Origin of the sequence: Nocardioides sp. URHA0020, from assembly GCF_000620705.1 — a bacterium.
Taxonomy (GTDB): Bacteria; Actinomycetota; Actinomycetes; order Propionibacteriales; family Nocardioidaceae; genus Nocardioides.
Map to the genome: position 1 here is coordinate 509,122 of NZ_KK211169.1, position 25,501 is coordinate 534,622.

The window sequence follows — 25,501 nt, forward strand, 5'->3', positions numbered from 1 at the left end:
AACGGGTGGGCCACGTGGAGGGTTCCTACTGCGCCGAACGCACCCGGATCCCGGTCACGGGCACGGTGACGGTGCCGGAGGGGTCGGTGAAGAAGTCGTTGCCCTTGTCGTCGACGACGATGAAGGCGGGGAAGTCCTCGACCTCGATCTTCCAGACCGCCTCCATGCCCAGCTCGGCGTACTCGAGCACCTCCTGGCTGCGGATGCAGTCCTGCGCCAGGCGCGCGGCCGGGCCGCCGATGGAGCCGAGGTAGAAGCCGCCGTGCTCGTTGCAGGCCTCGGTGACCTGCTTCGACCGGTTGCCCTTGGCCAGCATGACCATCGAGCCACCGGCGGCCTGGAAGGCCTTCACGTAGGAGTCCATCCGACCAGCGGTGGTGGGGCCGAACGACCCGGACGCCATGCCGGCGGGGGTCTTCGCCGGTCCGGCGTAGTAGACCGGGTGGTCCTTGAGGTACGCCGGCATCTCCTCGCCGGCGTCGAGCCGCTCCTGGATCTTGGCGTGCGCGATGTCGCGCGCCACCACCAGCGGGCCGGTGAGCGAGAGTCGCGTCTTCACCGGGTGCTTCGAGAGCTCGGCGAGGATGTCGGCCATCGGCTGGCGGAGGTCGATCGCGACGACCTCGCCGCCCGAGATGTCCTCGGCCACCCCGGCGTCGGGCATGTAGTGCGCCGGGTCGGTCTCGAGCTGCTCGAGGAAGACCCCGTCCGCGGTGATCTTGCCGAGCGCCTGCCGGTCGGCCGAGCACGAGACCGCGATGGCGACCGGGCAGGAGGCGCCGTGACGGGGGAGGCGCACGACCCGGACGTCGTGGCAGAAGTACTTGCCGCCGAACTGCGCGCCGATCCCGAAGGACTGGGTCAGCTTGAAGACCTCGTCCTCCAGCTCGACGTCCCGGAAGCCGTGGGCCGACATGGAGCCCTCGGTCGGCAGGTTGTCGAGGTAGTGCGCCGAGGCGTACTTGGCGGTCTTCAGCGCGAACTCCGCCGACGTGCCACCGATGACGACCGCCAGGTGGTACGGCGGGCAGGCGGCCGTGCCGAGCGAGCGGATCTTCTCGTCGAGGAACTGCAGCAGGCGTTGGGGGTTGAGGATCGCCTTGGTCTCCTGGAAGAGGAACGACTTGTTGGCCGAGCCACCGCCCTTGGCCATGAAGAGGAACTTGTACTCCGGCTTCCCGCTGGTCTGCGGGGTCGAGTAGATCTCGATCTGCGCGGGCAGGTTGGTGCCGGTGTTCTTCTCGTCGTACGTCGTCAGCGGGGCGAGCTGCGAGTAGCGCAGGTTGAGCCTGGTGTACGCGTCGTACACCCCGCGCGAGATCGCCTCGCCGTCGTCGATGCCGGTGATCACGCCCTCGGACTTCTTGCCCATCACGATCGCGGTGCCGGTGTCCTGGCACATCGGCAGCACGCCGCCGGCGGAGATGTTGACGTTCTTGAGCAGGTCGAGCGCGACGAAGCGGTCGTTGCCCGACGCCTCGGGGTCGTCGATGATCTTGCGCAGCTGCGCCAGGTGCGCCGGGCGCAGGTAGTGGCTGATGTCGTGCATCGCCTCCGACGTCAGCCGCTGGATCGCCTCGGGGGAGACCTTGAGGAAGGTCTCGCCGTCGACCTCGATCCTCGACACGCCCTCGGTCGTCAGCAGCCGGTACGGCGTGTCGTCCCGGCCGACGGGCAGCAGGTCGGAGTACAGGAACTCGGGGGAGGTGGTCGCCACGAGTGGCAACGATATCCCCGGGTTATCCCGGGACCTGAGTGGGTAGGAACCGCTCGGCCATCACGAGGGTGGCCTCATCGGGGAGGTTGTCGTGATGCGAGTACGTCGGGGAGCGGTTGCCGTGGTCGGGGCGATGGTGACGATCGGCCTGCCGGCCGTGGTGGTCACCGCAGGGCCTGCCGAGGCCAGCGTGAAGTCGCAGTGCAAGGGCCAGGACAAGGTCCTGATCCGGCGGGTCGAGACCGCCAGCAAGAAGTTCGTCGCGACGCACGTCGAGGCGATCACGCTCGCCCGCGGCACGGCGTTCGAGCAGTCGGTGACCCTGGAGCACTCGAAGACGCTGACCGCCTCGACCAACATCACCAGCGAGGTCGGCGGCTCGGCCAACTGGGGCTTCGCCTCGCTCAGCGCGAAGGTGTCGATGACGGTGGCCGCGGAGGGCAAGACGACCGGCACCAAGACGGTCAAGAAGACCTTCAGCATCTCCGAGAAGAGCAAGGACCGCCGCTTCGTGCTGTTCACCGGGCGCTACAAGGTCTCGGGTCGCTGGCACTACCTGTCCTGCTCGCGTGCCCCCGGTCGCGGGGTCGAGAAGTACGGCCAGATCAAGAGCTTCGCCGGTTCCGACTCCGGCACGGTCCTGTGCCCGCGCTCGCGCTACAAGTCGAGCGACTACCGCTACACCGTCGCCGTCCAGGGCGGCTGCTGACACCGGGGATCAGCCGGCCACGGCGTCCTGCTCCGCCTGCTGCTCGGCCGCCTGCTCGGTCGCGTGGTCGAGGATGCGTCCGGCGTTGTCGCGGTCGACCGTGAGGTTCTCGCCGGTCGCCGGGTCGAAGAGGTGGATCTTCGAGCCGTCCACCCAGATCTCGGCCTCCTCACCCTCCTGGATCCGGCTGGCGCCGTCGAGCGAGACGACCAGCTGGGTCCGCAGGGACTCGCCGTCGAGGTCGCGCTCCAGCTGGCGCAGCTGCTCCTCGACCTCCGGGGGCGCCTCGAACGGGATGTAGGCGTAGGTCTCGTTGCCGAGCCACTCCACCGTGTCGACCTCGGCCCGGAAGGTGGAGCCGCCGGTCGGGTCGGTCTTGACGCTGGCGTCCTCGAAGTACTCCGGCCGGATGCCCGCCATCAGCAGGCCCCTGCCCTCGGCCTTCGCAGCCTTCTCCGGCGAGATCTGCACGCTGCCGAAGGGCAGCTTCACCGACGTGCCCTCGACCGTCGCGGGCAGGAAGTTCATCGGCGGCGACCCGATGAAGCCGGCCACGAAGAGGTTGCCCGGGTTCTCGTAGAGCTCCCGCGGCGTCGCGAGCTGCTGCAGCACGCCGCGCTTCAGCACCGCGACCCGGTCGCCGAGCGTCATCGCCTCGGTCTGGTCGTGGGTGACGTAGACCGTGGTGATGCCGAGCCGCTTCTGCAGGCGGGAGATCTCGGTGCGCATCTGCCCGCGCAGCTTGGCGTCGAGGTTCGACAGCGGCTCGTCGAAGAGGAAGGCGTCGGCCTCCCGCACGATCGCGCGACCCATGGCGACCCGCTGGCGCTGCCCGCCGGACAGGTTGCCCGGCTTGCGGTCGAGGTGCTCGTCCAGCTCGAGCGTCTTCGACGCCGCGCGGACCTTCTTGTCGACCTCGTCGTCGGACTCCTTCGCCAGCCGCAGCGGGAAGGCGATGTTCTCGTAGACCGTGAGGTGCGGGTAGAGGGCGTAGTTCTGGAACACCATCGCGAGGTTGCGGTCGCGCGGCGCCAGGTCGTTGACGCGCTTGTCGCCGATCATCATGTCCCCGGAGGTGATGTCCTCCAGGCCGACGATCATCCGCAGCAGCGTCGACTTCCCGCAGCCCGAGGGCCCGACGAGGATCATGAACTCCCCGTCGGCCACGTCGATGCTGATGTCGTTCACAGCCGGGAAGCCGTCGCCGTACTGCTTGACGATGTTCTTCATGTCGATAGCGGCCATGAGGTCACCCCTTCACTGCGCCGGAGGTCAGGCCGGCGACGATCTTTCGCTGGAACAGCAGGACGATGATGATGATCGGGACGGTGACGACGACCGACGCGGTCGCCAGCTGCCCGTACGGCGGGTTGAACGGGTCGGGGCCGACGAAGAAGGACATCTGCGCGGGCACCGTGCGCGAGCGCGTGGTGGAGGTCAGCGAGATCGCGAGCACGAACTCGTTCCAGGCGAAGAAGAAGGTGAGGATCGCCGCGGTGAAGACGCCGGGCGCCGCGAGCGGGACGATCACCTTGCGGAAGGCCTGCCACGACGTGGCGCCGTCCACCTGCGCCGCCTGCTCCATCTCCCACGGGATCTCGCGGAAGAACGCCGACAGGGTCCAGATCGCCAGCGGCAGCGTGAAGGACATGTAGGGGATGATCAGGCCGGGCCAGGTGTTGAAGAGGTGCAGCGTGCGCCACATGTCGAAGAGCGGACCCACCAGGGACACCACCGGGAACATCGCGATGGCCAGGGCCAGCGACAGCACCGCCCGCTTGCCGCGGAACTCCAGCCGCGCGATGGCGTACGCCGCCAGCGTCGCGAGGATCACCGACAGGAAGGTCGCGATCAGCGCGATGCCGAAGGAGTTGCGCAGCGCGTCGAGGAAGTCGTTGTCGGTGAGGATGTCCCGGTAGTTCTGCAGCGTCGGGTCCTTGGGCAGGAACTGCGGGCTGCCGACCCCGGTCTCGGCCGCCGACTTGAACGACAGCGAGATGATCCAGACGACGGGCAGCAGGCACCAGACGAGGATCAGCACGAAGCCGATCGCCGTGCCGATCCGGTTGCGCGTGGCGTTCATCAGCCCTCACCCCTCGCCTGCGCCAGGTCGACCCGGAAGAACTTCGTGATCAGGTAGGCGATCAGCAGCACGGTCAGGAAGAGCAGCACCGACAGGGCGGAGCCCATGCCGAGCTGGAACTGCTCGATGACTTGTCGATAGGTGAGGAACGACGACGACTCGGTGCCCTGGGCGCCCTTGGTCATCACGTAGATGTTGTCGAAGATCCGGAAGGCGTCCAGGGCCCGGAAGAGCACGGCGACCATGATCGCGGCCCGCATGTTCGGCAGGATCACCTTGAAGAGCCGCTGCCACCAGGTGGCCCCGTCGACCTGGGCGGCCTCGAGCATGTCCTCCGACACCTGCGACAGGCCGGCGAGGAGCAGCAGGGACATGAACGGCGTGGTCTTCCAGATCTCGGAGACCATGATGGCGAACATCGCCGGCCAGTGGGCGCCGAACCAGTTGGTGTCGGGCCCGATCCACGGCAGCCACTCGAACCAGCTGTTCACCCAGCCGTTGTTGATGCTGAAGGTGAACTGCCAGGCGAAGGCCGAGACGACGGTGATGATGCCGTAGGGGATCAGGATCGACGTACGGACGGCGCCGCGGGCGAAGACGATGCGGTGCATGACCATCGCGAAGGCGAAGCCGATGACCAGCTCGACGGCGACGGTGACCACCATGATGATGACGGTGTTGAGGGTGTCCTGCCAGAAGAGCGGATCGGTCAGGATCGTCGTGTAGTTGCTGATGCCCTGGAACGACCGGTCGTCCGGTGTCGTGAGGCGGTAGCGGAAGAGCGACAGGTAGAGCGCGCGCAGCATCGGCCACGCGGTCACCAGCAGCATCAGGATCACCGCGGGGGCGACCAGCTTGAGGCCCAGCCGGTTCTCGGCCTTGGCCCGGTCGCTGGCCACGGCCTTGCCGGGCCGGTCGGGCTTGCCCGGCTTGCTGGGTGTTGCGGGTGTGGCAGCGGTCGCGATGCTCACAGCAGCCTCCGTCCGTGCAGCACGTCGTCGATGAAGGAGGCGGAGTCGCCCGGGGTGCTCGTGCCGACGCTCCCGGGCGGGTGCCAGGTGCTCTGGATCGAGCCGGAGATGTCGCTCCAGTACGGCGTGACCGAGCGCGGCGTCGCGGCGTTCAGGCTGTCCTGGAAGAGCTTCAGCAGGTCGTCGGGGTAGATCTTGTGCAGCTTCGGGTCCTCGTAGCCGGCCGCGCTCGCCGGCATGTTGCCGGTGAGCTCGGCGTTGAGGCCCTGACTCTTGGCGTTGGTGATGCACTCGACGGCCTTCAGCGACTCGTCGACGTGGTGGGAGTACTTGCTCACGCCGACCCCGATCCCGCCGTACGGCGGTCGCGACTCCTTGCCCTCGACCGTCTGGGGGTAGCGGGCGTAGCCGATGTCCTTCTTCAGCTCCGGCTGCGCCGCGTCGTAGTTGGTCCAGATGTAGGTCCAGTTGGTGAGGAACGCGCCGACGGGGGAGCCGAACGTCGCCCCGGCGGTGCCCTCGTTGGACACGGAGAGGTCCGACGGTGCCGCCTTCGAGCGGGCGAGCTTGCGGATGACGGCCGCAGCCTGGTCCCCGGCGTCGGAGTCGATGTCGATGCTGGCGTCGATGCCCTTCTCGGTGTCGCTGACGATGGCGCCGCCCGCGCCGGCGATGAGCGCGTTGATCCAGACGACGTAGCCCTCGTACTTGTTGGCCTGCACCGCCACCTTGCCGCCGTTCTTGCTCGCGGCGTCGATGATCTGGTCCCACGTGACCGGCCGGCCCATGTCGATCCCGGCCTTCTTCACGAAGGACTTGCGGTACCAGAGCACCTGGACGTTGGACCAGAACGGCGCGACGACCAGGTCGCCGTCCCAGGTGGCCGCCTGGGTCGCACCCTTGAAGGACTGGTCCTTCAGCTTGTCCTGGAGCTCCTGCGGGAGCGGGGCGAGGTAGCCGGCGTTGGCGAACTCCGCGGTGTACGGCGGGTCGATGCTCATGATGTCGATGCCGGGGTCCTCGGCGGCGAGGCGGCGGGCCAGCTGGATGCGCTGCTGGCTCGCGTCCTGGGGCAGGACCTGCGTGGTGATCGTGTAGTCGTCGGTGGAGCAGCTCTTGGCGACCGCGGCCTGTCCGCCGCTGTCAGGGTTGATGTACCAGGTGAGCTGCGCCTTGCCCGAGTCGGCGTTCGCCGCGCACGCGGCGAGCAGACCCGAGGCGGTGATCAGTGCTGCGGCGGCGGCGACCCCGCGCCGGACTCGATCCATGAGCCGCTCCCTCCCGAGTGGTCTACCTCACATGTAGCCCGGGCGAGGGGTGTCCTAAACACGCGGCGTCGCCGACCGGCGCGGGACCGGCTACTGTGAGCCCGCTCACCTTTACGACGGATCGTCCGGCACGTACCTGCCGGTGAAGGAGTTGTTCAAGCATGGCCACAGTTCGATTCGAAGAGGCACAGCGTTGGTACCCCGGTGCCGACAAGCCCGCGGTCCCGGGGATCTCCCTGGAGATCGGCGACGGAGAGTTCATGGTCCTCGTCGGACCCTCCGGGTGCGGCAAGTCCACGACCCTGCGGATGCTCGCCGGGCTCGAGGAGGTCAACAAGGGGAGGATCTACATCGGTGACCGCGAGATCACCAACATCCCCCCGAAGGACCGGGACATCGCGATGGTGTTCCAGAACTACGCGCTCTACCCGCACATGTCCGTCGCGGACAACATGGCCTTCGCGCTCAAGATGGCCAAGGTGCCCACCGAGGAGCGCAACAAGCGGGTCCAGGACGCGGCGCAGATCCTCGGGCTGACCGAGTACCTCGACCGCAAGCCCAAGGCCCTCTCCGGTGGTCAGCGCCAGCGCGTCGCGATGGGCCGGGCGATCGTCCGCCAGCCGCAGGTCTTCTGCATGGACGAGCCGCTGTCGAACCTCGACGCCAAGATGCGCGTGCAGACCCGCACCGACATCGCGAAGCTTCAGGCCGACCTGGGCGTCACCACCGTCTACGTCACCCACGACCAGGTCGAGGCGATGACGATGGGCGACCGCGTCGCGGTGATGAAGGACGGCTACCTGCAACAGGTCGACACCCCCCTCGGTCTCTACGACAAGCCGGTCAACCTGTTCGTCGCCGGCTTCATCGGCTCCCCGGCCATGAACCTGCTCGAGGCGTCGGCCTCGGACGGCAAGGCGAAGATCGGCGACTACCTCGTGCCGGTCGACCCGCTCGCCTCCAAGAAGATGGAGGGCAACATCACCGTCGGCGTACGCCCCGAGGCCTGGCGCGTCGTCGGCAACAGCACCGAGGGCCTGCCGGTCCGCGTGACGGTCGTGGAGGACCTCGGCTCGGACGCGTACGTCTACGGCACCAGCGGTGTCGAGGGCACGCCCAACAACATCATCATCCGCGTCAACGGTCGCGACCACGTGCAGAAGGGGGAGACGATCTACGTCACCACCGACCCCCAGAACGTGCACGTCTTCGACACCGAGTCCGGCGCGCGCCTGTCCGAGTAGGCCCAGTCGGCGCCAGCTCACCTCCGAGTCGGCGTCAGCTCCCGAGAGTTCTCGGAAGCTGGCGCCGACTCGGCGCGTCAGGCCCGGTCCGCCGTACGACGGATCGCGGCGACGAAGGTCTCGAAGAGGTCCGGCGGCAGGTCGTGCCCCATGCCGTCGATCAGCAGCAGCTCGGCGCCGGGGATGGCGGCGGCGGTCGCCCGGCCGCCCGAGACGTGCACCATCTTGTCGGCGAGCCCGTGGATGACCGTGGTGGGCACTCGGACGCCGCGCAGGCGGGTGCCGCGGTCGGGCTGGGTGAGGACGGCCAGCATCTGGCGCACGACGCCGGCCGGGTGGAGTCCGCGGTCGTAGGTGACCGCCCCGCGCTCGCGGGACCGCTCCTCGCTCATGGGGTACGCCGGGGAGCCGATCAGCTTCGAGAAGACGACCGTGCTGGCGACGTACGCCTCGCGCCCGGGCTTCGTCGGGGCGAGCAGGCGGGGGAGCACGGCGGGGTTCTGCCAGCCCACCGTGCGCTTGCCGGTGGTCGACATGATGCTCGTCAGCGACCGGACCCGCTCGGGGTGCGCGATGGCCATCGTCTGCACGATCATGCCGCCCATCGACACTCCGACGACGTGCGCCGAGGCCAGCCCGAGGTGGTCGAGGAGGCCGAACGCGTCATCGGCGAGGTCGCTCAGGCCGTAGGGAGCCCGCACCCGCGTGCCGGCGAAGGCCCGCACCAGCATCGCGCGGGAGACCCGCGCGTCCAGCACCGTCGAGCGACCGGTGTCGCGGTTGTCGTAGCGCACGACGAAGAAGCCGGCGCGAGCCAGGTCCTCGCACAGCTCGGCGTCCCACCAGGTCATCGGCCCGCCGAGACCCATCACCAGCAGCAGCGGGTCGTCGTCGGGATCGCCGAAGGTCTGGTAGCAGAGCTCGATGCCGCGCCCGACGGGTGCGAACAGCTCCTCGGAGACCGGCACCGCCGGCGGCGCCGGCGTTTTGGCCCCCGCGCTGCGGGTACTGCGTGATCCGGAAGACACGCGGCCAGTCAACCACCGACGGCCCGCTCCGGGGAGGGCAGGCTCTTATGCGCTCAGCGAACAAGCGACACCGGCTGGCCGAAAAGCGGGACGGTGTCCGTGCGGCGCCGTAACGTGGATCACATGCCCACCAACCCCCTCGCCGACTTCCTGCTGCCGGAGGGCTTCGCCGCCCCCCGGCCGGCGGCGGTCCTGCGCGAGGGCAGCGCGGTGGTGGAGATGGGCCGGTTCGCGCTCCGCGCGGCCGGAGACCGCCGTAGCCGCCGCGAGACGCCGTACGCCGAGCGCGCCGGCTCCCGTCTCGGTGACCCGGTGCTGCTCGTGCCCGGCTTCCTGGCCGGCGACGGGTCGCTGGCGCTGATGGCGCGGGCGCTGCGCGCCCAGGGGTTCCGCACCTACCGCTCCCACATCCGCGCCAACATCGGGTGCACGCTCGACGCCGCCACCCAGCTGGAGGCCCGACTGGAGTCGATCTCGATGCGCCGGGGGACGCCGGTGCAGCTCGTCGGACACAGCCTCGGCGGCATGCTCGCCCGCGGGGTCGCCGTACGCCGACCCGACCTGGTGTCCAACGTCGTCACCCTCGGCAGCCCGATGCTCGCGCCGGGCGCCCACCACCGCTCGCTGAGCGCCAGCGTCGAGATGCTGGTGCGTCTCAGCAAGGCGGGTGTGCCCGGGCTGATGGCCGAGGACTGCGTGGCCGGCTCGTGCGCCCGGCAGAGCTTCGAGGAGTGCCGTGCGCCGCTGCCCCGCGGCATCGGCTTCACCGCGATCTACTCCCGCCGCGACGGGATCGTCGACTGGCGGGCGTGCATCGACGAGGCAGCGCACCAGGTCGAGGTGACCGCCTCGCACCTGGGGATGGCGTTCGACCCCCGCGTCATCGACGTGGTCGCCGAGCGGCTGCTGCGGACCTCCGGCGCCTCAGCTGTCGAAGTCGATCGAGGCAAAAGCGCGTAGCTTGCTGAGCTGGTGCTCCGAGCTGATCTTGCGGATCGTGCCGCTGCGCGAGCGCATCACCAGCGACTCGGTGGTGCAGCCGCCGGCGTAGTAGCGGACCCCGCGCATCAGGTCGCCGTCGGTGATGCCGGTCGCGACGAAGAAGCAGTCGTCGCCGGTGACCAGGGTGTCGGTGGTCAGCACGAAGTCCGGGTCGAGGTTGTGGCCGGCGTCCAGGGCCTTCTGCCGCTCCGTGTCGTCCTGGGGCCAGAGCTGGCCCTGGATCACGCCACCCATCGACTTCATCGCGCAGGCGGTGATGATCGCCTCCGGGGTGCCGCCGACGCCGAGCAGCAGGTCGATGCCGCTGTCGGGGCGGGCGGCGGAGATGGCGCCGGCCACGTCTCCGTCGACGATGAACTTGATCCGGGCGCCGGTCGCGCGGATCTCCTGGGCCAGCGCCTGGTGGCGCGGTCGGTCCAGGAGCACGACGGTGACGTCCTCGGCCTTGCCACCCTTGGCCTTGGCGACCTGGTGGATGTTCTCGGCGACCGGGTAGCGGATGTCCACGACGTCGGCGGCCTCCGGGCCGGTGGCGAGCTTGTCCATGTAGAAGACGGCGGACGGGTCGTACATCGAGCCGCGCGGCGCGACGGCCAGGACGGCGACCGCGTTGCTCATGCCCTTGGCGGTCAGCGTCGTCCCGTCGATCGGGTCGACCGCGACGTCGCACTCGGGGCCGGTGCCGTCGCCGACCTGCTCGCCGTTGTAGAGCATCGGGGCGTTGTCCTTCTCGCCCTCGCCGATGACCACGGTGCCGTTCATCCCGATCGTCGAGATCATCACCCTCATGGCGTTGACCGCGACGCCGTCGGCGCCGTTCTTGTCACCCCGGCCGACCCAGCGACCGGCGGCCATCGCGGCCGCCTCGGTCACGCGGACGAGCTCGAGCGCCAGGTTGCGATCGGGCGACTGCGGAGCGACGGACAGGCTCTCGGGCTCGGTCATGACCCAACTCTATCGGTGCCCCATCTCCGTTCAGGTGGGATAGATCGCCACTTCGGTCGCCTTGATGCTGAAGACCACGCGCAGCCCGGGGACGAGGTCCAGCTCGGCCGCCGCCGGGGTGGTGACGTCGGCGGCGAGCGCCCCGGCGCGGACCCGGACCTGGTCAGCGAACGGCTCCAGCTCGGTCACCGTGGTGGTGATCGTGTTGCGCGGACTGCCGCCGGGCGGGTCCCTGAAGACCGAGACGGCGCTGGGCCGGAAGACGGCGACGACCCGGTCGCCGTCGGCGGGCAGCGGGTCGGGGGTGAGCCCCGTGACGACGGTGCCGTCCGCCCCGTCGAGAGCCCCGTCGCGCCAGACGCCGCGCACCATGTTGAGGCCCGCGATCCGAGCGGTGAAGGGGCTGCGGGGCCGGGTCAGCACCTCCGTGGTCGGGCCCGACTCGACCACGCGCCCGCCGTCGACGACCACCACCCGGTCGGCGAGCAGCAGCGCGTCGAGCACGTCGTGGGTCACCAGCACCACGGTCCGGTCGGCGAGCACCCGGCGCAGCGACTGCCGCAGCGCGGGGCGCACGGCGACGTCGAGGGCGGCCATCGGCTCGTCGAGGAGCAGCAGGCGCGGGTCGGCCGCCAGCGCGCGGGCGACGGCGACCCGCTGAGCCTGCCCGCCGGACAGCTGGCCGGGACGTCGTACGGCGAGGTCGGCGACGCCCACCTCCTCCAACCAGCTGCGGGCCTGCTCGTGGGCGGCGCGGCGCCGTACGCCCCTGCTGCGGGGACCGAACGCGACGTTGTCCAGGACGCTGAGGTGCGGGAACAGCAGCGGGTCCTGGGCGAGCAGCGCGATCCGGCGGGCGTGCGGTGCGACCCAGACGTCGGGGCCGGTGAGCTCGACACCGTCGAGGACGACCCGGCCGGTGTCGGGTCGCAGCAGGCCGGCGGCGACGGCGAGCAGGGTCGACTTGCCGGCGCCGTTCGGACCCAGCACGGCCACGGTCTCCCGGTCGGCGACCTCGAGCGCGACGTCGACGTCGCGCTCGATGACCCGGGCGCTGAGCTCCAGGCTCACCAGGTGCTCCGTCCGGGGCGGGCCAGGGCGATCACCAGCACCGCCACCGCCACCAGGACCAGCGACATCGCGACGGCGGCGTCGGGGTCGACGACGCGCAGGTTGTAGATGAAGAGCGGCAGCGTGCGGGTGCTGCCCTCGAGGCTGCCGGCGAAGGTGATCGTGGCGCCGAACTCGCCGAGCGCGCGGGCGAAGGACAGCACGGCCCCCGAGACGAGGCCGGGCAGCACCAGGGGGAGGGTGACCCGCCGGAAGACCGTCGTGGGTCGGGCGCCGAGCGAGGCGGCCACCTCCTCGTAGCGGGCGCCGGCGCTGCGCAGCGATCCCTCGAGGCTGACCACCAGGAACGGCAGGGACACGAACGTCTGCGCCAGCACGACCGCGGTCGTGGAGAAGGCGATCCGGATCCCGAGCGCGTCGAGCTCGTCGCCGAGCAGCCCGCGACGCCCGAAGGTGTAGAGCAGCGCGATGCCGCCGACCACCGGCGGCAGCACGAGCGGGAGCAGCACCAGCGAGCGCACCAGCCCCTGGCCGCGGAAGCTGGTGCGGGCCAGCACCAGGGCCATGGGCACGCCGAGCAGCACGCACAGCACGGTGGCGACGACCGAGGTGCGCAGGCTCAGCGACAACGCGGTCATCGCCGACTCCGAGGTGACGAGCTCGAGGAAGCTGCCCCACTCGACCCGCGACACCAGCCCGACGAGCGGAAGCAGGACCAGGGCCGCGCCGAGGGTGGCGGGGACGAAGATCCAGGCGGGGAGACCGACCTGACGCTGCTTGGTCCTCACGCGCTACGGCTGCCCGAAGCCGGCGGCCCGGAGGATCCCCTGACCCGTGTCACCGAGCACGAAGTCGACGAAGTCGTCGGCGAGGGTGGACTCCTCGGAGTCCGTGACCGGAGCGATGGGGTAGGTGTTCACCACGTCGCCGGACTCGGGGTAGGTGATGCCCGTGACGGCGTCCCCGGCGGCGGTCACGTCGGTGGCGTAGACGACGCCGGCGTCCGCCTCGCCGCTGGTCACCTTGGCGAGCACGTCGGTCACCGACTGCTCCTCGCTGACCGGCGTCAGCGTCACGCCCAGGTCGTCCGCGGTGGTCCGGGTGGCGGCGCCGCAGGGGACCTCGGGGGCACACACCACGAGCTGCAGACCCTTCCTGGACAGGTCCTGGAAGCGGGTGATCTCGGCCGGGTTGTCCGGCGGGGTGGCGATCTCGAGGGTGTTGGTGGCGAAGTCCACGGGGTCGTCCGCGACCCGGTCGGCGTCGACGAGCTGGTCCATGGTGGTGGTGTCGGCGGAGGCGAAGACGTCGGCCGGGGCGCCCTCGGTGATCTGGGTGACCAGGTCGGCGGAGCCCCCGAAGCTGAACTTCACCCTGACGCCGTCGTGCGCGGCCTCGAACTCGGTGCCGATCTCCTCGAAGCTCGAGGTCAGCGACGCCGCGGCGTACACGGTCAGCGTCGTCGTCTCGCCGCCCGAGCCGTCGCTGCCCCCGGAGTCGCTGCCGCAGGCGGCGACGGGCACGACGAGGGCGAGGACGAGCAGGGACCTCACGGATCTGCGCCTCACGGACGCTCCACCACGACGTTGGTGGACTTGACGGAGGCGATGGCGCGTACGCCGGGCTCCAGGCCGAGCTCCTCGGCCGCCTCGCTGCTCATCAGCGAGACCATCCGGTAGGGACCGCAGATCATCTCGACCTGGGCCATGACGGTGTCCTTGGTGACCTTCGTGACGATGCCGGCGAGCCGGTTGCGGGCGCTGACGGCGGCTGCGCGGGTCGCGTCACGGTCGGGGTGGTCGGCCAGCGACTCGGCGAGGGCGGCGAGGTCAGGTCCCGGGACCGTGGTCCGGCCGTCGGTCCTGGTGCTCGCCACGCGTCCCGCCTCGACCCAGCGGCGCAGGGTGTCGTCGCTGACGCCGAGCAGCTCGGCGGCTTCCGCGATCCGGTAGGTCGTCACGCGAGGATCATGCCGCAGATGCGGTCAGGTGACCAGGGAGAGAGTCGCAACTGCGGCGAGCAGACTGACCGGCGTGACCAGGAGCGACACCCGGTGGAACTCGCCCATCGACGGTGGGTGCCCGAGCCGGACCATGCCACGGCGCCACAGCAGGTTGGCGAGGGACCCGGTGTAGCTCAGCCCCGAGCCGATGTTGAGCCCGAGCAGCGCCGCGAGGATCGCGGTGTCACCGAGCGGGGCCAGCAGCGGGACGAGGAGCAGCGTCGCCGACAGGTTGGTCAGGACGTTGGCGAGCACGGTCGCGAGCACGGCGATCAGCAGCAGGCTCGCGAAGTCGGTGCCGTCGGGCAGCACGTCGCTGACCCAGTCACCGAGGAAGCCGGTGGCGAGCGCCGCCACGACGACACCGAGGGACAGCACGAAGACGGCGAACGTCGGGTGCGCCGCGCGTATGGCGTCCCGGGCCGTCAGCAGCCGCTGCCGACGGGCCCAGGCGACCAGCACGATGGCGGCCGCGCCCGAGACCCAGAAGGGGTCGACCCCGAAGGGCGAGCCGACCCCGAAGCCGACCAGCATCAGCAGCACGACCACGAGCGGGGTGCGCGGGAGCGGCGGTGCCTCCTCCACCTGCGTCGGTCCGGCGGGGGCGGCGAGATCGCGCCGGAAGAGCAGCCGCAGCGCGCCGTACTCCACGACGAGCACGACCGCGAGCACCGGCGCCATCACCAGTGCGAACCCGCCGAAGGTCAGGTCCAGGTGCGGCATCGCGAGCAGGTTGGTCAGGTTGGAGACCGGCAGCAGCAGCGAGGCCGAGTTCGCCATCCGCAGGCAGGCGTGGGCGCCGGGGCGGTACGACGTGCCGCTGCTCACGGCCGCGGCCACCACGACCGGCGTGAGGAGCACGACGGTCGCGTCCAGGCTCAGCACCGCCGTCACCGCGGCGGCGAGCAGGAAGACGCCGGTGAAGATCGGCACGGCGCGGCCGTGGCCGGCGTCGCGGACCCGCGCGGCCGCGGCGGCGAACAGCCCGGCCCGGGCGCAGACGTCCGAGACCACCAGGATCGTGACCAGGAAGAGCACGACCGGTCCGAGGTGACGCAGGGTGTCCTCGACGTCGGACCGGGTGAGGAGGCCGGTGGCGAGGGTGGCCACCGCGGCGAGCACGCCGACACCGGCCTCGACCCGTCCCGACGGGTGCGCGTACGCCGTGGTGAGGAGTGCGACGAGGGCGGCCACCGCGATGAGATCGAGGGCCGCCACGACGCGACCCTAGATCACCTGGGAAACTGCTCGGGTGAACGAGTCGCCCCCGGCCGAGCCGGCCCCCGCCGAGCGAGCGGGCCGCTACAACCGCTCCACCGGCGGCCTGATCGGCGCCATGATCGTGCTGGTCCTGGTGGTCCTCGGGATCGTGGTCTTCCGTGGCGCCTTCCGGGAGACCCCGGACTACGAGCCGGAGCACATCGACTACCTCGAGCTGGTGACCAGTGTGCAGCAGCTCGGGCTCACGCCGCTCTACCCGCCCGAGCTGCCCGACGGCTGGTACGTCAAGGACGCGAGCTTCGTCCCCGGCGACCGCCCGGTGCTCGACCTGGTCTTCGCCACCGACGACGACCACACCGCCGGGCTGCACCAGGAGGACACCGGCGAGCGCGAGCTCCTGACGACGTACGTCGGCCCCGGCGTGACCGAGGACCGCGACCGTGGGCTGACGACCGACGTCGCGACCTGGACGGCCTGGACCGACACCGACGGCGACCACGCCTACACCGCCAAGGTCGGCGACGACAGCGTGCTGGTCTACAGCTCGGGGGACCCCGACGCCCTGCGGGGCCTCGTCGAGTCCCTCACCGACGCCCCGCGCACTCCCTGAGGGTCGGGTCCGGGCTCACCCCTCGTCGGCCTCGATCGCGGCGTCGAGCCGTTGCCGCGCGCCGTCGAGCCAGTCCTGGCAGATCGTCGCCAGCGCCTCGCCCCGCTCCCAGAGCGCGAGCGACTCCTCGAGTGTCGTACCGCCCGCCTCGAGGCGCCGCACGACGTCGATGAGCTCCTCGCGAGCGGCCTCGTACGACGGCGTCTCGGTCTTCGCGGGCTTCTTCTCAGCCATCGGTCTCCCTGGTGGTCGGGGTGGTGCTGGTGGTCGTGGCGTGGATGCGGCCGTCGGCGACCCGCACGCTGATCAGCTGCTCGGCCTCGACGCCGTCGATCGAGGTGAGCACGTGACCATCGGCGTCCTGGAGCACGGCGTAGCCGCGCTGCAGCGTGGCCAGCGGCGACAGCGCCCGGGCCCGCGCCCGCTGGTGGCCGATGTCGTCGGCCGCGCGGTCGAGCGAGTGGCCCACGGTCCGGCGCGCCCGGTCGCGGAGCTGGTCGATCTCGGCGAGGCGCGCGTCGAGCAGGGTGCGTGGGTCGGCGAGCGCCGGGCGCGAGCGGAGCGCGTCGAGCCCGGCCTGCTCGCGGGCCAGCCAGCCCCGCACGGCGCCGCGAACCCGGTCGCGCGCGTGGGTGACGCTGCGCTGCTCCTCGGCGACGTCGGGCACCACGAGCTTGGCGGCGTCGGTCGGCGTGGAGGCACGGACGTCGGCGACGAGGTCGAGCAGTGGCTGGTCGGGCTCGTGGCCGATCGCCGAGACGACCGGGGTGCGCACGGCGTGCACGGCGCGGATCAGCGCCTCGTCGGAGAACGGCAGCAGATCCTCGACCGAGCCGCCGCCGCGGGCGACCACGATCACGTCGACGGCCGGGTTGCGGTCCAGGCGCTCGACCGCCTCGATCACCTCGGAAGCCGAGCGCTGGCCCTGCATCGCGGCGTACGCGACCTCGAAGGTGACCGCCGGCCACCGACGCCTGGCGTTCTCGAGGACGTCGCGCTCGGCCGCGCTGTTGGGAGCGGTGACCAGGCCGACGGTGCCCGGCAGGAAGGGCAGGGGACGCTTGAGCTCCGGGGCGAACAGCCCCTCGGCCGCCAGCAGCTGCCGCCGTCGTTCGAGCCGGGCCAGCAGCTCGCCGAGGCCGACCATCCGGATGTCGCGGGCGTAGAGCGAGATCGTGCCGCGGTTGGCGTAGTACGACGGCTTGGCGTTGACGACGATGCTCGCGCCCTCGACCACCGGCGGGTTGAGGCTGTCGAAGAGGGTCCGCGAGCAGGTCACCGTCACGGAGATGTCAGCGACCGCGTCGCGCAGCGTCATGAAGACGGTGCTCATGCCCGGACGGCGGTTCACCTGGGCGACCTGGCCCTCCACCCACACGGCGCCGAGCCGGTCCACCCAGCCGGCGATCGCGTTGGCGATCTGGCGCACCGGGGCCGGGGACTCGAGCGAGGTCTCCATGGCCATGCCGCGAGATTAGGGGATGGGACCGACGCAACTAGACTCAGACCATGACCACTGACATGGGCATGCCCCCGATCCTGTCGCCGGAGGCGGCCGACAAGGCCGTGCTGCTGGCGGCCCCGCGGGGCTACTGCGCCGGCGTCGACCGCGCGGTCATCACCGTCGAGAAGGCGCTCGACCTGTACGGCGCACCCGTCTACGTGCGCAAGCAGATCGTCCACAACAAGCACGTCGTCGCCGACCTCGAGTCGCGGGGGGCGATCTTCGTCGAGGAGCTCGACGAGGTGCCCGCCGGGCAGACCGTCGTCTTCTCCGCCCACGGCGTCTCCCCGGAGGTGCACCGTCAGGCCGAGGTCCGCTCGCTCAAGACGATCGATGCGACCTGCCCCCTGGTCACCAAGGTCCACCACGAGGCCCGCCGCTTCGCCAACGAGGACTACGACATCCTGCTGATCGGCCACGCCGGTCACGAGGAGGTCGAGGGTACGGCGGGGGAGGCCCCCGACCACATCCAGCTGGTCCAGAGTCCGGCCGACGTGCCGGGCATCGTCGTCCGCGACCCCCAGCGGGTCGCCTGGCTCTCGCAGACCACGCTGTCGGTCGACGAGACCCTCGAGACCGTCGCCGCGATCCGCGAGCGCTTCCCCGACCTGCTCGACCCGCCGAGCGACGACATCTGCTACGCCACCCAGAACCGGCAGCTCGCGGTCAAGGAGATCTCGCCGAACGCCGACCTGGTGATCGTCGTCGGCTCCGGCAACTCCTCCAACTCGGTGCGGCTCGTCGAGGTCGCTCTCGAGGCCGGCGCGAAGTCGTCGTACCGCGTCGACGACGCCTCCGAGATCGACGAGGCCTGGCTCGACGGGGTCAGCACGGTCAGCGTGACGTCGGGCGCAAGCGTGCCGGAGGCGCTCGTCGACGGGGTGCTGGCCTTCCTGGCCGAGCGTGGCTACCCCGACGCCCAGGCGGTGCACAGCGCCGAGGAGTCGTTGATCTTCGCGCTCCCGCCGGAGCTGCGCCGCGACCTCAAGGCCGCCGGCCGGGCCTGAGGTCGCACCATGGCCCGCTACCTCGACCTCCACCCGGACAACCCGCAGCCCCGGCTGCTCGGTCAGATCGCCGACGCTCTGCGCGACGCCCAGCTGATCGCCTACCCGACCGACTCCGGCTACGCGCTGGGGTGCCAGCTCGGCAACCGATCCGGGCGCGACCGGATCCTCAACATCCGCCGCCTCGACGACCGCCACCACTTCACTTTGATGTGCAAGGACTTCGCCCAGCTCGGTCAGTTCGTGCAGATCGACAACTCGGCGTTCCGCGCGATCAAGGCGGCCACACCGGGCCCCTACACCTTCATCCTCCCGGCGACCCAGGAGGTGCCGCGCCGGCTGCTGCACCCCAAGAAGAAGACGGTCGGCGTGCGCATCCCCGACCACGTCTTCGTGCAGGCGCTGCTGGAGACGCTCGGGGAGCCGCTGCTCACCAGCACGCTGATCCTGCCCGGCGAGACGGAGCCGCGCAGCATGGGCTGGGAGATCAAGGAGGAGCTCGACCACCAGGTCGACGTCGTCGTCGAGGCGGGCGAGACGCTCGCCGAGCCGACCACCGTCATCGGCTGGTCGGAGGGCTACCCCGAGGTGATCCGCGTCGGCGCCGGCGACCCGAGCCGGTTCGAGGCGGCCTGACGGCTCAGCACCCGGTGCCTCACCGCGAGCACCCCGAGGCTGAGCAGGTAGCCGACGATCAGTGCGCTCGCGTGGTGGGACAGTCCGCTCACCACCGCCTGCACCAGTCCGTCGGTGGCGTCCGCGATGACGTCGGGCCGGGTCGCCCCGATGAGCACGAAGACGCCCACCATCAGCAGCGGCGGCAGCACGCCGACCGTGAAGAAGTCCGACGGCCGCACCAGCAGCGCCAGACCGAGGCAGAGCAGCACGAAGCAGATGTCGAAGAGCACGGTCAGCCGGCCGAAGAGCACCAGGTCCAGCGCGGTCACGGTGAGTGCGAGCGCGACCCCGAGCACGGCGACCTGACGGCCGGACTCGTGCCCCTCTTCCCAGAGGGTCCTCTGGCTCACAACGCCACGCTATGGTCCGCGGCGCCGTCGTCGTCGGCGCCGCGCCGGTCCACCGCGTGCAAGCCTGCGCCGGTGACGCCGTCGACCGAGCGGGCGGCGGTCTCCACCTGCCGGGGCGCGGGCAGGTCACCGAGGCGCCGGGACGACACCAGGACGCGGGTCTCCAGGGAGCCGACGGTCTGGTTGTAGTGCCCGACGGCGGCGTTGAGGGACCGGCCGATCTGGTCGAGGTGACCGTTCATGCTCGAGAGCCGCTCGTGCAGCTCCCGCCCGAGCCGGTGGATCTCACGGGCCTGGTCGGCCATCGCCTCGTGCGTCCAGCCGTGGGCGACCGTGCGCAGCAGCGCGATCAGGGTGGTCGGGGTCGCGAGCACGACCTGGCGCGCCGCGGCGTACTCGATCAGGCTCGGGTCGGTCTCCAGCGCCGCGGCGAGGAACGACTCGGCGGGGACGAAGAGCACCACGAACTCCGGGCTCTCCTCGAGCGAGCGCCAGTAGCGCTTGGCGCCGAGCGTGTCGATGTGGGTGCGCAGCTGGCCGGCGTGCCGGACCAGGTGGCGACGGTGGTCGTCCTCGTCGTCGGTCGACGTCGCGTCGAGGTAGGCGTCCAGCGGGACCTTGGCGTCCACCACCACGCACCGCCCGCCCACGAGGCGTACGACGAGGTCGGGCCGCCGGGCCCCGTCGTCGAGCCGCACCTGCTCGGAGAAGTCGCACCGGTCCACCAGGCCCGCCAGCTCCACGGCCCGGCGCAGGTGCAGCTCACCCCAGCGTCCGCGCACCTGGGGCTTGCGGAGCGCGGTCGAGAGCGACTGCGTCTCGCGGCGCAGGCCCTCAGACGCGTGGCGCATGTCGAGCACCTGCTCGTTGAGCTGCCCCTGCCAGGAGGCGCGCTGCCGGTCGAGGTCGTGCATCTGGTCGCTGAGCCGGTCCAGGCCCTGCATCACCTCGGCCTGGTCGACGACGCCGGCGGTGTAGCTCGGCCGGGAGCGTGACCAGAGGATGCCGACGACCGTGCCGAGGGCCAGGCCCACCAGCAGCGTGAGGAAGAGCGTCAGGATCTCCATGCCCTCCAGCATGGAGGTGGCCACCGACAGTGCGTCGAGACACCCGTAGTGGCTGTCATCTCGTCGATCCGACAGCCACGACGGGTGTCTCGACGCAGGACGTCAGTCGAGGTCGACGATCACCGGGGCGTGGTCGGAGGGGGCGCCGGTGCCCTGGGCGGGGTCCCGCTCGTCGCGGTCGACGAACGCACCGGTCACCCGGGCGGCCAGCGAGGGGGAGCCGAGCAGGAAGTCGATGCGCAGCCCGCGGTTGCGCTCGAAGCGCTGCCGGTAGTAGTCCCAGTAGGTGTAACCGGGGTCGTACGGCTTGGCGGTGTCGACCCAGCCGTCCTCGAGGAAGGCGAAGAAGGCGGCCCGCTCCGCAGGGGTCACGTGGGTGGAGTTCTTGAACTGGGTGACGTCGAAGACGTCGTCGTCGGTCGGGCACACGTTCCAGTCACCGACCAGCACGGCGTCCCGGCCGAGCCAGTCCTGCGCGGCGGCGCGCAGCGCGGCGTACCACTCCAGCTTGTAGACGTAGTGGGGGTCGTCGGGCTTGCGGCCGTTGGGGACGTAGAGCGACCACAGGCGTACGCCGCCGCAGGTCGCGCCGATCGCCCGCGACTCGCTCTCCAGGGGGCTGCCGGACTCCTTGGCGAACCCCGGCTGGCCGGGGAACCCGATCTCCACGTCCTCCAGCCCGACCCGGCTGATGATCGCGACCCCGTTCCACTGGTTGGTGCCGGCCGCGGCGATCTCGTAGCCGCGCGCCTGCAGGCCCATCAGCGGCAGCTGCTCCTCGCGCGCCTTGGTCTCCTGGAGCGCGAGCACGTCGATGTCGTGGCGCTCGAGGAGCAGCTCGACGCGGTCGATCCGGGTCCGGAGGGAGTTGACGTTCCAGGTCGCGATGCGCACGACCGCAGCCTAGAGCCCGAGATGTACAAGAAGTCTTGTAGGTGTCACAGGTCGCACCTACCGTCAGCGACATGACCTCGATCGAGACCCTGCGGGCCTTCCACCACCCGACGCGGCGACGGATGGTGGACTTCCTCCACCTGCACGGGCCGACGCAGGTCGGCACGCTCGCCCGCGAGCTCGGCCAGCAGGTGGGCAGCATCAGCCACCACCTGCGGATGCTGGAGCGGGCCGGCGTCGTCGTGCCCGCACCGGAGCTGGCCACCGACGGGCGCACCAGCTGGTGGCGGCTCGAGCAGACGTCCGTGTCGTGGTCGGTCGACGACTTCGCGGGAGACGCGGCGGCGATGGTCGCGGCGACGGCCGCCGAGCGGCTCAACATCGACCACCAGCTCGGCAAGCTCGCCGCCTGGAAGCGGGTGGCCGCGAAGGCGGACCCGGCGTGGCGGCAGGCCGCGTTCACCACCGACCTCCTCGCCCTGGCCACCCCCGAGGAGCTGACGGCGCTGCAGGAGGCGATCAGCGAGGTGGCGCGGAGCTGGCGGGCCGGTATCGACACCGACGACGGTGCCGTCCGCGAGCCGGTCTTCGTGTATGCCCACGGCTTCCCGACGCGCCCGTGACCGGGACGATGACCAGGGACCCAGTCGCCCTCGGGTGGCTGGGGATCAAGGCCCTCTCCAACGCCGGCGACGCGCTGTGGACGGTCGCGCTCGCCTGGACTGCGGTGCACGTCGCGAGCCCTGCCGTCGCGGGGCTGGTCGTTGCCGCCGGCACGATCCCCCGGGCGGTCGTGCTGCTCCTCGGGGGCGTCGTGGCCGACCGGCGCGAGCCGCGGCTGGTGATGCTGGTCGTCAACGTCGTCCGGGTCGCGGTGCTGGTGGCGACGGCGCTGTGGGTGGTCGTGGCGGGTACGACGCTGCCGGTCCTGGTCGTGGCCGCGGTGGCGTTCGGGCTCTGCGACGCGCTCTACGAGCCGTCCGCGGCGACGATCTCGCGCCAGCTGGTGCCTGCCGAGCAGCTCGCGGCGTACACCGGCGCCAGCCAGACCGCCATCCGGCTCGGCAGCATGGCCGGGGCCGCGCTCGGTGGCGTCGTCGTGGCCGCCTGGGGGCTGGGCGGCAGCGCGGTCGCCAACGCGGTCACGTTCGCCGTCGTCGTGGGCTACCTCGCCCTCGTCCTGCGGCCGCGCTATCCCTTGCCGCGCGCGGAGGCCGAGCCGGTGCTGCGCGGTGTCGCCCGCGGGTTCGGGCACCTGCGCGACGAGCCGACGACCCGGACCCTCGTGCTGGCGCTGTCCGGACTCAACCTGGCGGTCTCACCGGCCCTGGCCCTGGGCGTCGCGCTGCGGGCGCAGGACGAGGGCTGGGGCGCCGGCGCCGTCGGCGGCCTCCAGGCGCTGGTCGCCCTCGGCGCGGCCGTCGGTGCGCTCTCGCTCCTGCGGTGGCGGCCCGCCCACGAGGCCGTCGTCGGCTTCTGGCTGCTCGTGCTCCAGGGTCTCGCGATCGTCGGCATCGGCTACGGCTCGCTGGCCACGACCGCGATCGCGGTGGCCGTGGTCGGCGTGAGCGCCGGAGCCGCGTCCTCGCTGCTCGGCGCGGTCTTCATGGCGAGCATCGACGGCGCCTACCTCGGTCGGATGACGTCGATCCTGCGGCTCGGCGACGACGTGCTGATGCCGGCGGCGATGGCGGGCTTCGGCGCCCTCGCGGCGGCGTACGGCGTCGGGCTCGCCTGCGCGGCGTACGGGCTCGCCATGGCGGTGCTGATGTCGGTGCCGCTCTCACGTCCCGCCATCCGCCGGCTCTCCCTCAGCAGCGGCGTCGACACGCCCGCAGCCCAGGACGGGCAGGCCGCCGCCACGCTGGAGGCGTGAGCGCGTCGTCGGGCTCCCGCGTTCTGCTTGGATCCAGGCATGAGGCGCACCGTGCAAGGCATGCTGATCGTCGCGATCGTGGTCGACATCGCCTACTGGGCGACCTGGTTCACCGACCGCGACGCACTGGCCAGCTCGCACCGGGCGGCGTACTACGAGTTCGAGGACGCCTTCCCGCTCGCCGACCTCTGGCTCGGCCTCGCCTGCCTCCTTGCGCTCGTCACGCTGACGCGGCGTACGCCGTCCGCGCTCCTGTGGCTGCTGTGCGCGGGGTCGGCCGGGATGTACCTCTTCGGGATGGACCTGCTCTACGACCTCGAGCACGGGATCTTCACCGCGGGCGGGGGAGGCGCGGTCGAGGCGGGCATCGTGGCGATGACGCTGGTCTTCTCCCTGACCTCGCTGCGCTACGGCTGGACCCGGCGGACCGAGCTGCTGGCTGGTGATTCGGGAGGTGCGGCCGCAGCGCCGTAAAGTGACCGCCCGTGGCACTCACCATCGGCATCGTCGGGCTCCCCAACGCGGGCAAGTCCACCCTTTTCAACGCGCTCACCAAGAACGACGTGCTCGCGGCCAACTACCCGTTCGCGACCATCGAGCCGAACGTCGGCGTCGTCGGCGTCCCGGACGAGCGGCTGCCGAAGCTCGCGGAGGTCTTCGGCTCCGCCAAGATCCTGCCCGCGACGGTCGAGTTCGTGGACATCGCCGGCATCGTCCGCGGTGCCTCGGAGGGTGAGGGCCTGGGCAACAAGTTCCTCTCGCACATCCGGGAGTCGTCGGCGATCTGCCAGGTGACCCGGGTCTTCCGCGACGAGGACGTCACCCACGTCGACGGCGAGGTCAACCCCGGCAACGACATCTCGACGATCCAGACCGAGCTGATCCTGGCCGACCTGCAGACCGTCGAGAAGGCGATCCCGCGCCTGGAGAAGGAGGCCCGGACCACCAAGTCCCTGGCCGCCGTCGTGGACGCGGCCAAGGAGGCGCTGGGCCACCTCGAGGCCGGTACGCCGATCATCGCCACCAAGGTCGACCGCACCCTGATCCGCGAGCTCTCGCTGCTGACTGCGAAGCCCTTCATCTACGTCTTCAACTGCGATGCCGACGAGCTCGCCGACGAGGACCTCAAGGCCAAGATGCAGGCGCTGGTCGCGCCATCCGAGGCGATCTTCCTCGACGCGAAGTTCGAGTCCGAGCTGGTCGAGCTCGACGACGAGGCGGAGGCGCGCGAGATGCTCGCCGAGATGGGCGTCACCGAGCCCGGCCTCGAGACGCTGGCCCGGGTCGGCTTCGCGACGCTGGGGCTGCAGACCTACCTGACCGCCGGGCCCAAGGAGACGCGCGCCTGGACGATCCCCCAGGGCGCCACCGCTCCCGAGGCCGCCGGCGTGATCCACACCGACTTCCAGCGCGGCTTCATCAAGGCCGAGATCGTCTCCTTCGACGACCTCGTCGCCCTGGGCTCCATGCAGAAGGCCAAGGAGGCCGGCAAGGTGCGCATGGAGGGCAAGGAGTACGTCATGGCCGACGGCGACGTCGTCGAGTTCCGCTTCAACGTCTGAATCAGCGCGTGTGCGTAGTTCAGAGGGGGCGGGACGCCTCCCAGGCCGCACACAGTCCGCAAAGACTCAGCGGCATGGTCCTCGATGTGGCCGATCTGCGGGCCAGATCGATCGGTCCGCGTACGTCGCACTGAACCCTGAGCTTCCTCCGCTGCCGGATCGCGGCCGCGACGAGCATCACCGTCACGACCCCGAGTGAGCCTTGGATCGGCCGGTTGCCGCGACGTCCGCGTGACCCTTTGGCGGTGATGTGGCGCAAGCCAACAGTTGGCGACATGCCTGTTCCAACGGACCGGATCGCGGCATGTCCGGATGGCCGCACCGCACCTACCTGCGGCATGAGAGTGCGTTTGTCCGGTGTCAACAGCCCTCAACGATCATCACCAAGACCCGGCGGGAGTCATCGCGAAATTCGCCGATGTCGAACACGTGCATGCCGTTGTCGTCATCTCCGGCCCAGACCTCCTCGACCTCGACGAGTAGGCCGGGGAGGTTCGGTCCCGTGTGCTGATGCGGAGCCCCGTGCTGAACGTGCATGACCAGAGCGTCAGAGCGCGCGAACAATCGGCGTGCTTGCCTGGGCGTCAGGTTTTCTTGGCCTCGCCTACGCCAGAGGACTCCCGACTCGTCCGTCCAGGTGCGACGGTGAAGAGGATTGACAACCTCGTACTTCTCGCCAATGACCCTGGTCG

General features: G+C 70.8%; 28 protein-coding genes. 10 read left to right on the forward strand and 18 right to left on the reverse strand.

Features of this window, described 5'->3' with window-relative positions; genetic code table 11:
• Window positions 1–25: 25 nt before the first annotated feature.
• The gene (locus N542_RS0117275) at window positions 26–1,717 is read right to left on the reverse strand and encodes a fumarate hydratase (protein WP_231482722.1); all 1,692 of its coding nucleotides are present in this window, start codon (window positions 1,715–1,717) and stop codon (window positions 26–28) included.
• 94 nt (window positions 1,718–1,811) lie between these two features.
• Here N542_RS0117275 and N542_RS0117280 point away from each other — a divergent pair, with 94 nt between their 5' ends.
• On the forward strand, window positions 1,812–2,426 hold the full coding sequence (locus N542_RS0117280; RefSeq protein ID WP_155993171.1) for a hypothetical protein: 615 nt from the start codon (window positions 1,812–1,814) through the stop codon (window positions 2,424–2,426).
• A gap of 9 nt (window positions 2,427–2,435) precedes the next feature.
• On the opposite strand, the gene N542_RS0117285 is transcribed toward N542_RS0117280, so the two are convergent.
• Genes N542_RS0117285 through N542_RS0117300 form a run of 4 tightly spaced genes read right to left on the reverse strand, consistent with a single transcriptional unit; the run spans window position 2,436 to window position 6,748 of the window.
• Entirely contained in the window at window positions 2,436–3,671 is a 1,236-nt protein-coding gene (locus N542_RS0117285; RefSeq protein WP_028645005.1) for an ABC transporter ATP-binding protein, read from the reverse strand.
• A 4-nt stretch (window positions 3,672–3,675) separates the two neighbouring features.
• Window positions 3,676–4,509 (reverse strand): carbohydrate ABC transporter permease, encoded by an 834-nt coding sequence (locus N542_RS0117290; protein WP_036508282.1) that lies wholly within the window; start codon window positions 4,507–4,509, stop codon window positions 3,676–3,678.
• Entirely contained in the window at window positions 4,509–5,480 is a 972-nt protein-coding gene (locus N542_RS0117295) for a carbohydrate ABC transporter permease (RefSeq protein WP_231482723.1), read from the reverse strand. The genes N542_RS0117290 and N542_RS0117295 overlap by 1 nt, the downstream gene beginning before the upstream one ends.
• The gene (locus N542_RS0117300) at window positions 5,477–6,748 is read right to left on the reverse strand and encodes an extracellular solute-binding protein (RefSeq protein ID WP_028645008.1); all 1,272 of its coding nucleotides are present in this window, start codon (window positions 6,746–6,748) and stop codon (window positions 5,477–5,479) included. The genes N542_RS0117295 and N542_RS0117300 overlap by 4 nt, the downstream gene beginning before the upstream one ends.
• A 161-nt stretch (window positions 6,749–6,909) precedes the next feature.
• Between N542_RS0117300 and N542_RS0117305 the strand changes: the two genes are divergently transcribed.
• Window positions 6,910–7,992 carry an ABC transporter ATP-binding protein gene (locus N542_RS0117305; protein ID WP_028645009.1) on the forward strand — a complete coding sequence of 361 codons (1,083 nt, stop codon included), beginning with the start codon at window positions 6,910–6,912 and terminating at the stop codon, window positions 7,990–7,992.
• Window positions 7,993–8,069: 77 nt separating this feature from the next.
• Here the strand turns inward: N542_RS0117305 and N542_RS0117310 are convergent, their stop codons facing one another.
• Entirely contained in the window at window positions 8,070–9,020 is a 951-nt protein-coding gene (locus tag N542_RS0117310) for an alpha/beta fold hydrolase (RefSeq protein WP_231482724.1), read from the reverse strand.
• A gap of 123 nt (window positions 9,021–9,143) precedes the next feature.
• Here N542_RS0117310 and N542_RS25385 point away from each other — a divergent pair, with 123 nt between their 5' ends.
• Window positions 9,144–9,980: an alpha/beta fold hydrolase gene (locus tag N542_RS25385; protein WP_051551957.1), complete on the forward strand. Its 837-nt coding sequence runs from the start codon at window positions 9,144–9,146 to the stop codon at window positions 9,978–9,980.
• Here the strand turns inward: N542_RS25385 and glpX are convergent.
• Genes glpX through N542_RS25390 form a run of 6 tightly spaced genes read right to left on the reverse strand, consistent with a single transcriptional unit; the run spans window position 9,945 to window position 15,258 of the window.
• A complete protein-coding gene (gene glpX, locus N542_RS0117320; RefSeq protein WP_028645011.1) occupies window positions 9,945–10,967 on the reverse strand; it encodes a class II fructose-bisphosphatase in 1,023 nt (340 codons plus the stop codon). The two genes, N542_RS25385 and glpX, sit on opposite strands and share 36 nt — an antisense overlap.
• Before the next feature lie 30 nt (window positions 10,968–10,997).
• A complete protein-coding gene (locus tag N542_RS0117325) occupies window positions 10,998–12,038 on the reverse strand; it encodes a sulfate/molybdate ABC transporter ATP-binding protein (protein WP_028645012.1) in 1,041 nt (346 codons plus the stop codon).
• A complete protein-coding gene (locus N542_RS0117330; RefSeq protein ID WP_028645013.1) occupies window positions 12,035–12,826 on the reverse strand; it encodes an ABC transporter permease in 792 nt (263 codons plus the stop codon). The genes N542_RS0117325 and N542_RS0117330 overlap by 4 nt, the downstream gene beginning before the upstream one ends.
• Window positions 12,827–12,829: 3 nt before the next feature.
• The gene (gene modA / locus N542_RS0117335) at window positions 12,830–13,591 is read right to left on the reverse strand and encodes a molybdate ABC transporter substrate-binding protein (protein WP_197026001.1); all 762 of its coding nucleotides are present in this window, start codon (window positions 13,589–13,591) and stop codon (window positions 12,830–12,832) included.
• Window positions 13,592–13,602: 11 nt separating this feature from the next.
• On the reverse strand, window positions 13,603–13,998 hold the full coding sequence (locus N542_RS0117340) for a TOBE domain-containing protein (protein WP_028645015.1): 396 nt from the start codon (window positions 13,996–13,998) through the stop codon (window positions 13,603–13,605).
• A 24-nt stretch (window positions 13,999–14,022) separates the two neighbouring features.
• Entirely contained in the window at window positions 14,023–15,258 is a 1,236-nt protein-coding gene (locus N542_RS25390; protein WP_036508286.1) for an SLC13 family permease, read from the reverse strand.
• A gap of 34 nt (window positions 15,259–15,292) precedes the next feature.
• Here N542_RS25390 and N542_RS0117350 point away from each other — a divergent pair, with 34 nt between their 5' ends.
• Window positions 15,293–15,871 (forward strand): DUF4245 family protein, encoded by a 579-nt coding sequence (locus N542_RS0117350; RefSeq protein ID WP_028645016.1) that lies wholly within the window; start codon window positions 15,293–15,295, stop codon window positions 15,869–15,871.
• 15 nt (window positions 15,872–15,886) lie between these two features.
• Here the strand turns inward: N542_RS0117350 and N542_RS0117355 are convergent, their stop codons facing one another.
• Together N542_RS0117355 and xseA are read right to left on the reverse strand one after the other, a co-directional pair.
• The gene (locus N542_RS0117355) at window positions 15,887–16,105 is read right to left on the reverse strand and encodes an exodeoxyribonuclease VII small subunit (RefSeq protein ID WP_028645017.1); all 219 of its coding nucleotides are present in this window, start codon (window positions 16,103–16,105) and stop codon (window positions 15,887–15,889) included.
• The gene (xseA, locus tag N542_RS0117360) at window positions 16,098–17,336 is read right to left on the reverse strand and encodes an exodeoxyribonuclease VII large subunit (RefSeq protein WP_028645018.1); all 1,239 of its coding nucleotides are present in this window, start codon (window positions 17,334–17,336) and stop codon (window positions 16,098–16,100) included. The genes N542_RS0117355 and xseA overlap by 8 nt, the downstream gene beginning before the upstream one ends.
• A gap of 44 nt (window positions 17,337–17,380) precedes the next feature.
• Between xseA and N542_RS0117365 the strand changes: the two genes are divergently transcribed.
• Both N542_RS0117365 and N542_RS0117370 read left to right on the forward strand, forming a co-directional pair.
• Entirely contained in the window at window positions 17,381–18,382 is a 1,002-nt protein-coding gene (locus tag N542_RS0117365; protein WP_051551959.1) for a 4-hydroxy-3-methylbut-2-enyl diphosphate reductase, read from the forward strand.
• A 9-nt stretch (window positions 18,383–18,391) separates the two neighbouring features.
• Window positions 18,392–19,018: an L-threonylcarbamoyladenylate synthase gene (locus N542_RS0117370; protein WP_028645020.1), complete on the forward strand. Its 627-nt coding sequence runs from the start codon at window positions 18,392–18,394 to the stop codon at window positions 19,016–19,018.
• Here N542_RS0117370 and N542_RS25395 read toward each other — a convergent pair.
• From N542_RS25395 to N542_RS0117385, 3 genes are all read right to left on the reverse strand, one after another.
• Window positions 18,961–19,410, reverse strand: a complete 450-nt coding sequence (locus N542_RS25395; RefSeq protein WP_051551961.1) for a DUF6542 domain-containing protein — start codon at window positions 19,408–19,410, stop codon at window positions 18,961–18,963. The two genes, N542_RS0117370 and N542_RS25395, sit on opposite strands and share 58 nt — an antisense overlap.
• Window positions 19,407–20,501, reverse strand: coding sequence for a DNA recombination protein RmuC (locus tag N542_RS0117380; protein WP_231482726.1), 1,095 nt, complete (start codon window positions 20,499–20,501; stop codon window positions 19,407–19,409). The genes N542_RS25395 and N542_RS0117380 overlap by 4 nt, the downstream gene beginning before the upstream one ends.
• 78 nt (window positions 20,502–20,579) lie before the next feature.
• A complete protein-coding gene (locus N542_RS0117385; RefSeq protein ID WP_028645022.1) occupies window positions 20,580–21,371 on the reverse strand; it encodes an exodeoxyribonuclease III in 792 nt (263 codons plus the stop codon).
• A 71-nt stretch (window positions 21,372–21,442) separates the two neighbouring features.
• Between N542_RS0117385 and N542_RS0117390 the strand changes: the two genes are divergently transcribed.
• The 4 genes from N542_RS0117390 to ychF are packed head-to-tail and all read left to right on the forward strand — an operon-like array spanning window position 21,443 to window position 24,809.
• On the forward strand, window positions 21,443–21,994 hold the full coding sequence (locus tag N542_RS0117390; protein ID WP_028645023.1) for an ArsR/SmtB family transcription factor: 552 nt from the start codon (window positions 21,443–21,445) through the stop codon (window positions 21,992–21,994).
• A gap of 8 nt (window positions 21,995–22,002) precedes the next feature.
• A complete protein-coding gene (locus N542_RS25400; RefSeq protein WP_051551987.1) occupies window positions 22,003–23,247 on the forward strand; it encodes an MFS transporter in 1,245 nt (414 codons plus the stop codon).
• A 39-nt stretch (window positions 23,248–23,286) separates the two neighbouring features.
• Window positions 23,287–23,721 carry a hypothetical protein gene (locus tag N542_RS0117400; RefSeq protein WP_155993173.1) on the forward strand — a complete coding sequence of 145 codons (435 nt, stop codon included), beginning with the start codon at window positions 23,287–23,289 and terminating at the stop codon, window positions 23,719–23,721.
• A gap of 11 nt (window positions 23,722–23,732) precedes the next feature.
• Window positions 23,733–24,809, forward strand: coding sequence for a redox-regulated ATPase YchF (gene ychF / locus N542_RS0117405; protein ID WP_028645025.1), 1,077 nt, complete (start codon window positions 23,733–23,735; stop codon window positions 24,807–24,809).
• A gap of 360 nt (window positions 24,810–25,169) precedes the next feature.
• Here ychF and N542_RS28155 read toward each other — a convergent pair.
• A partial coding sequence (locus tag N542_RS28155; protein WP_231482727.1) for a hypothetical protein occupies window positions 25,170–25,501 on the reverse strand: 332 nt, incomplete at its 5' end.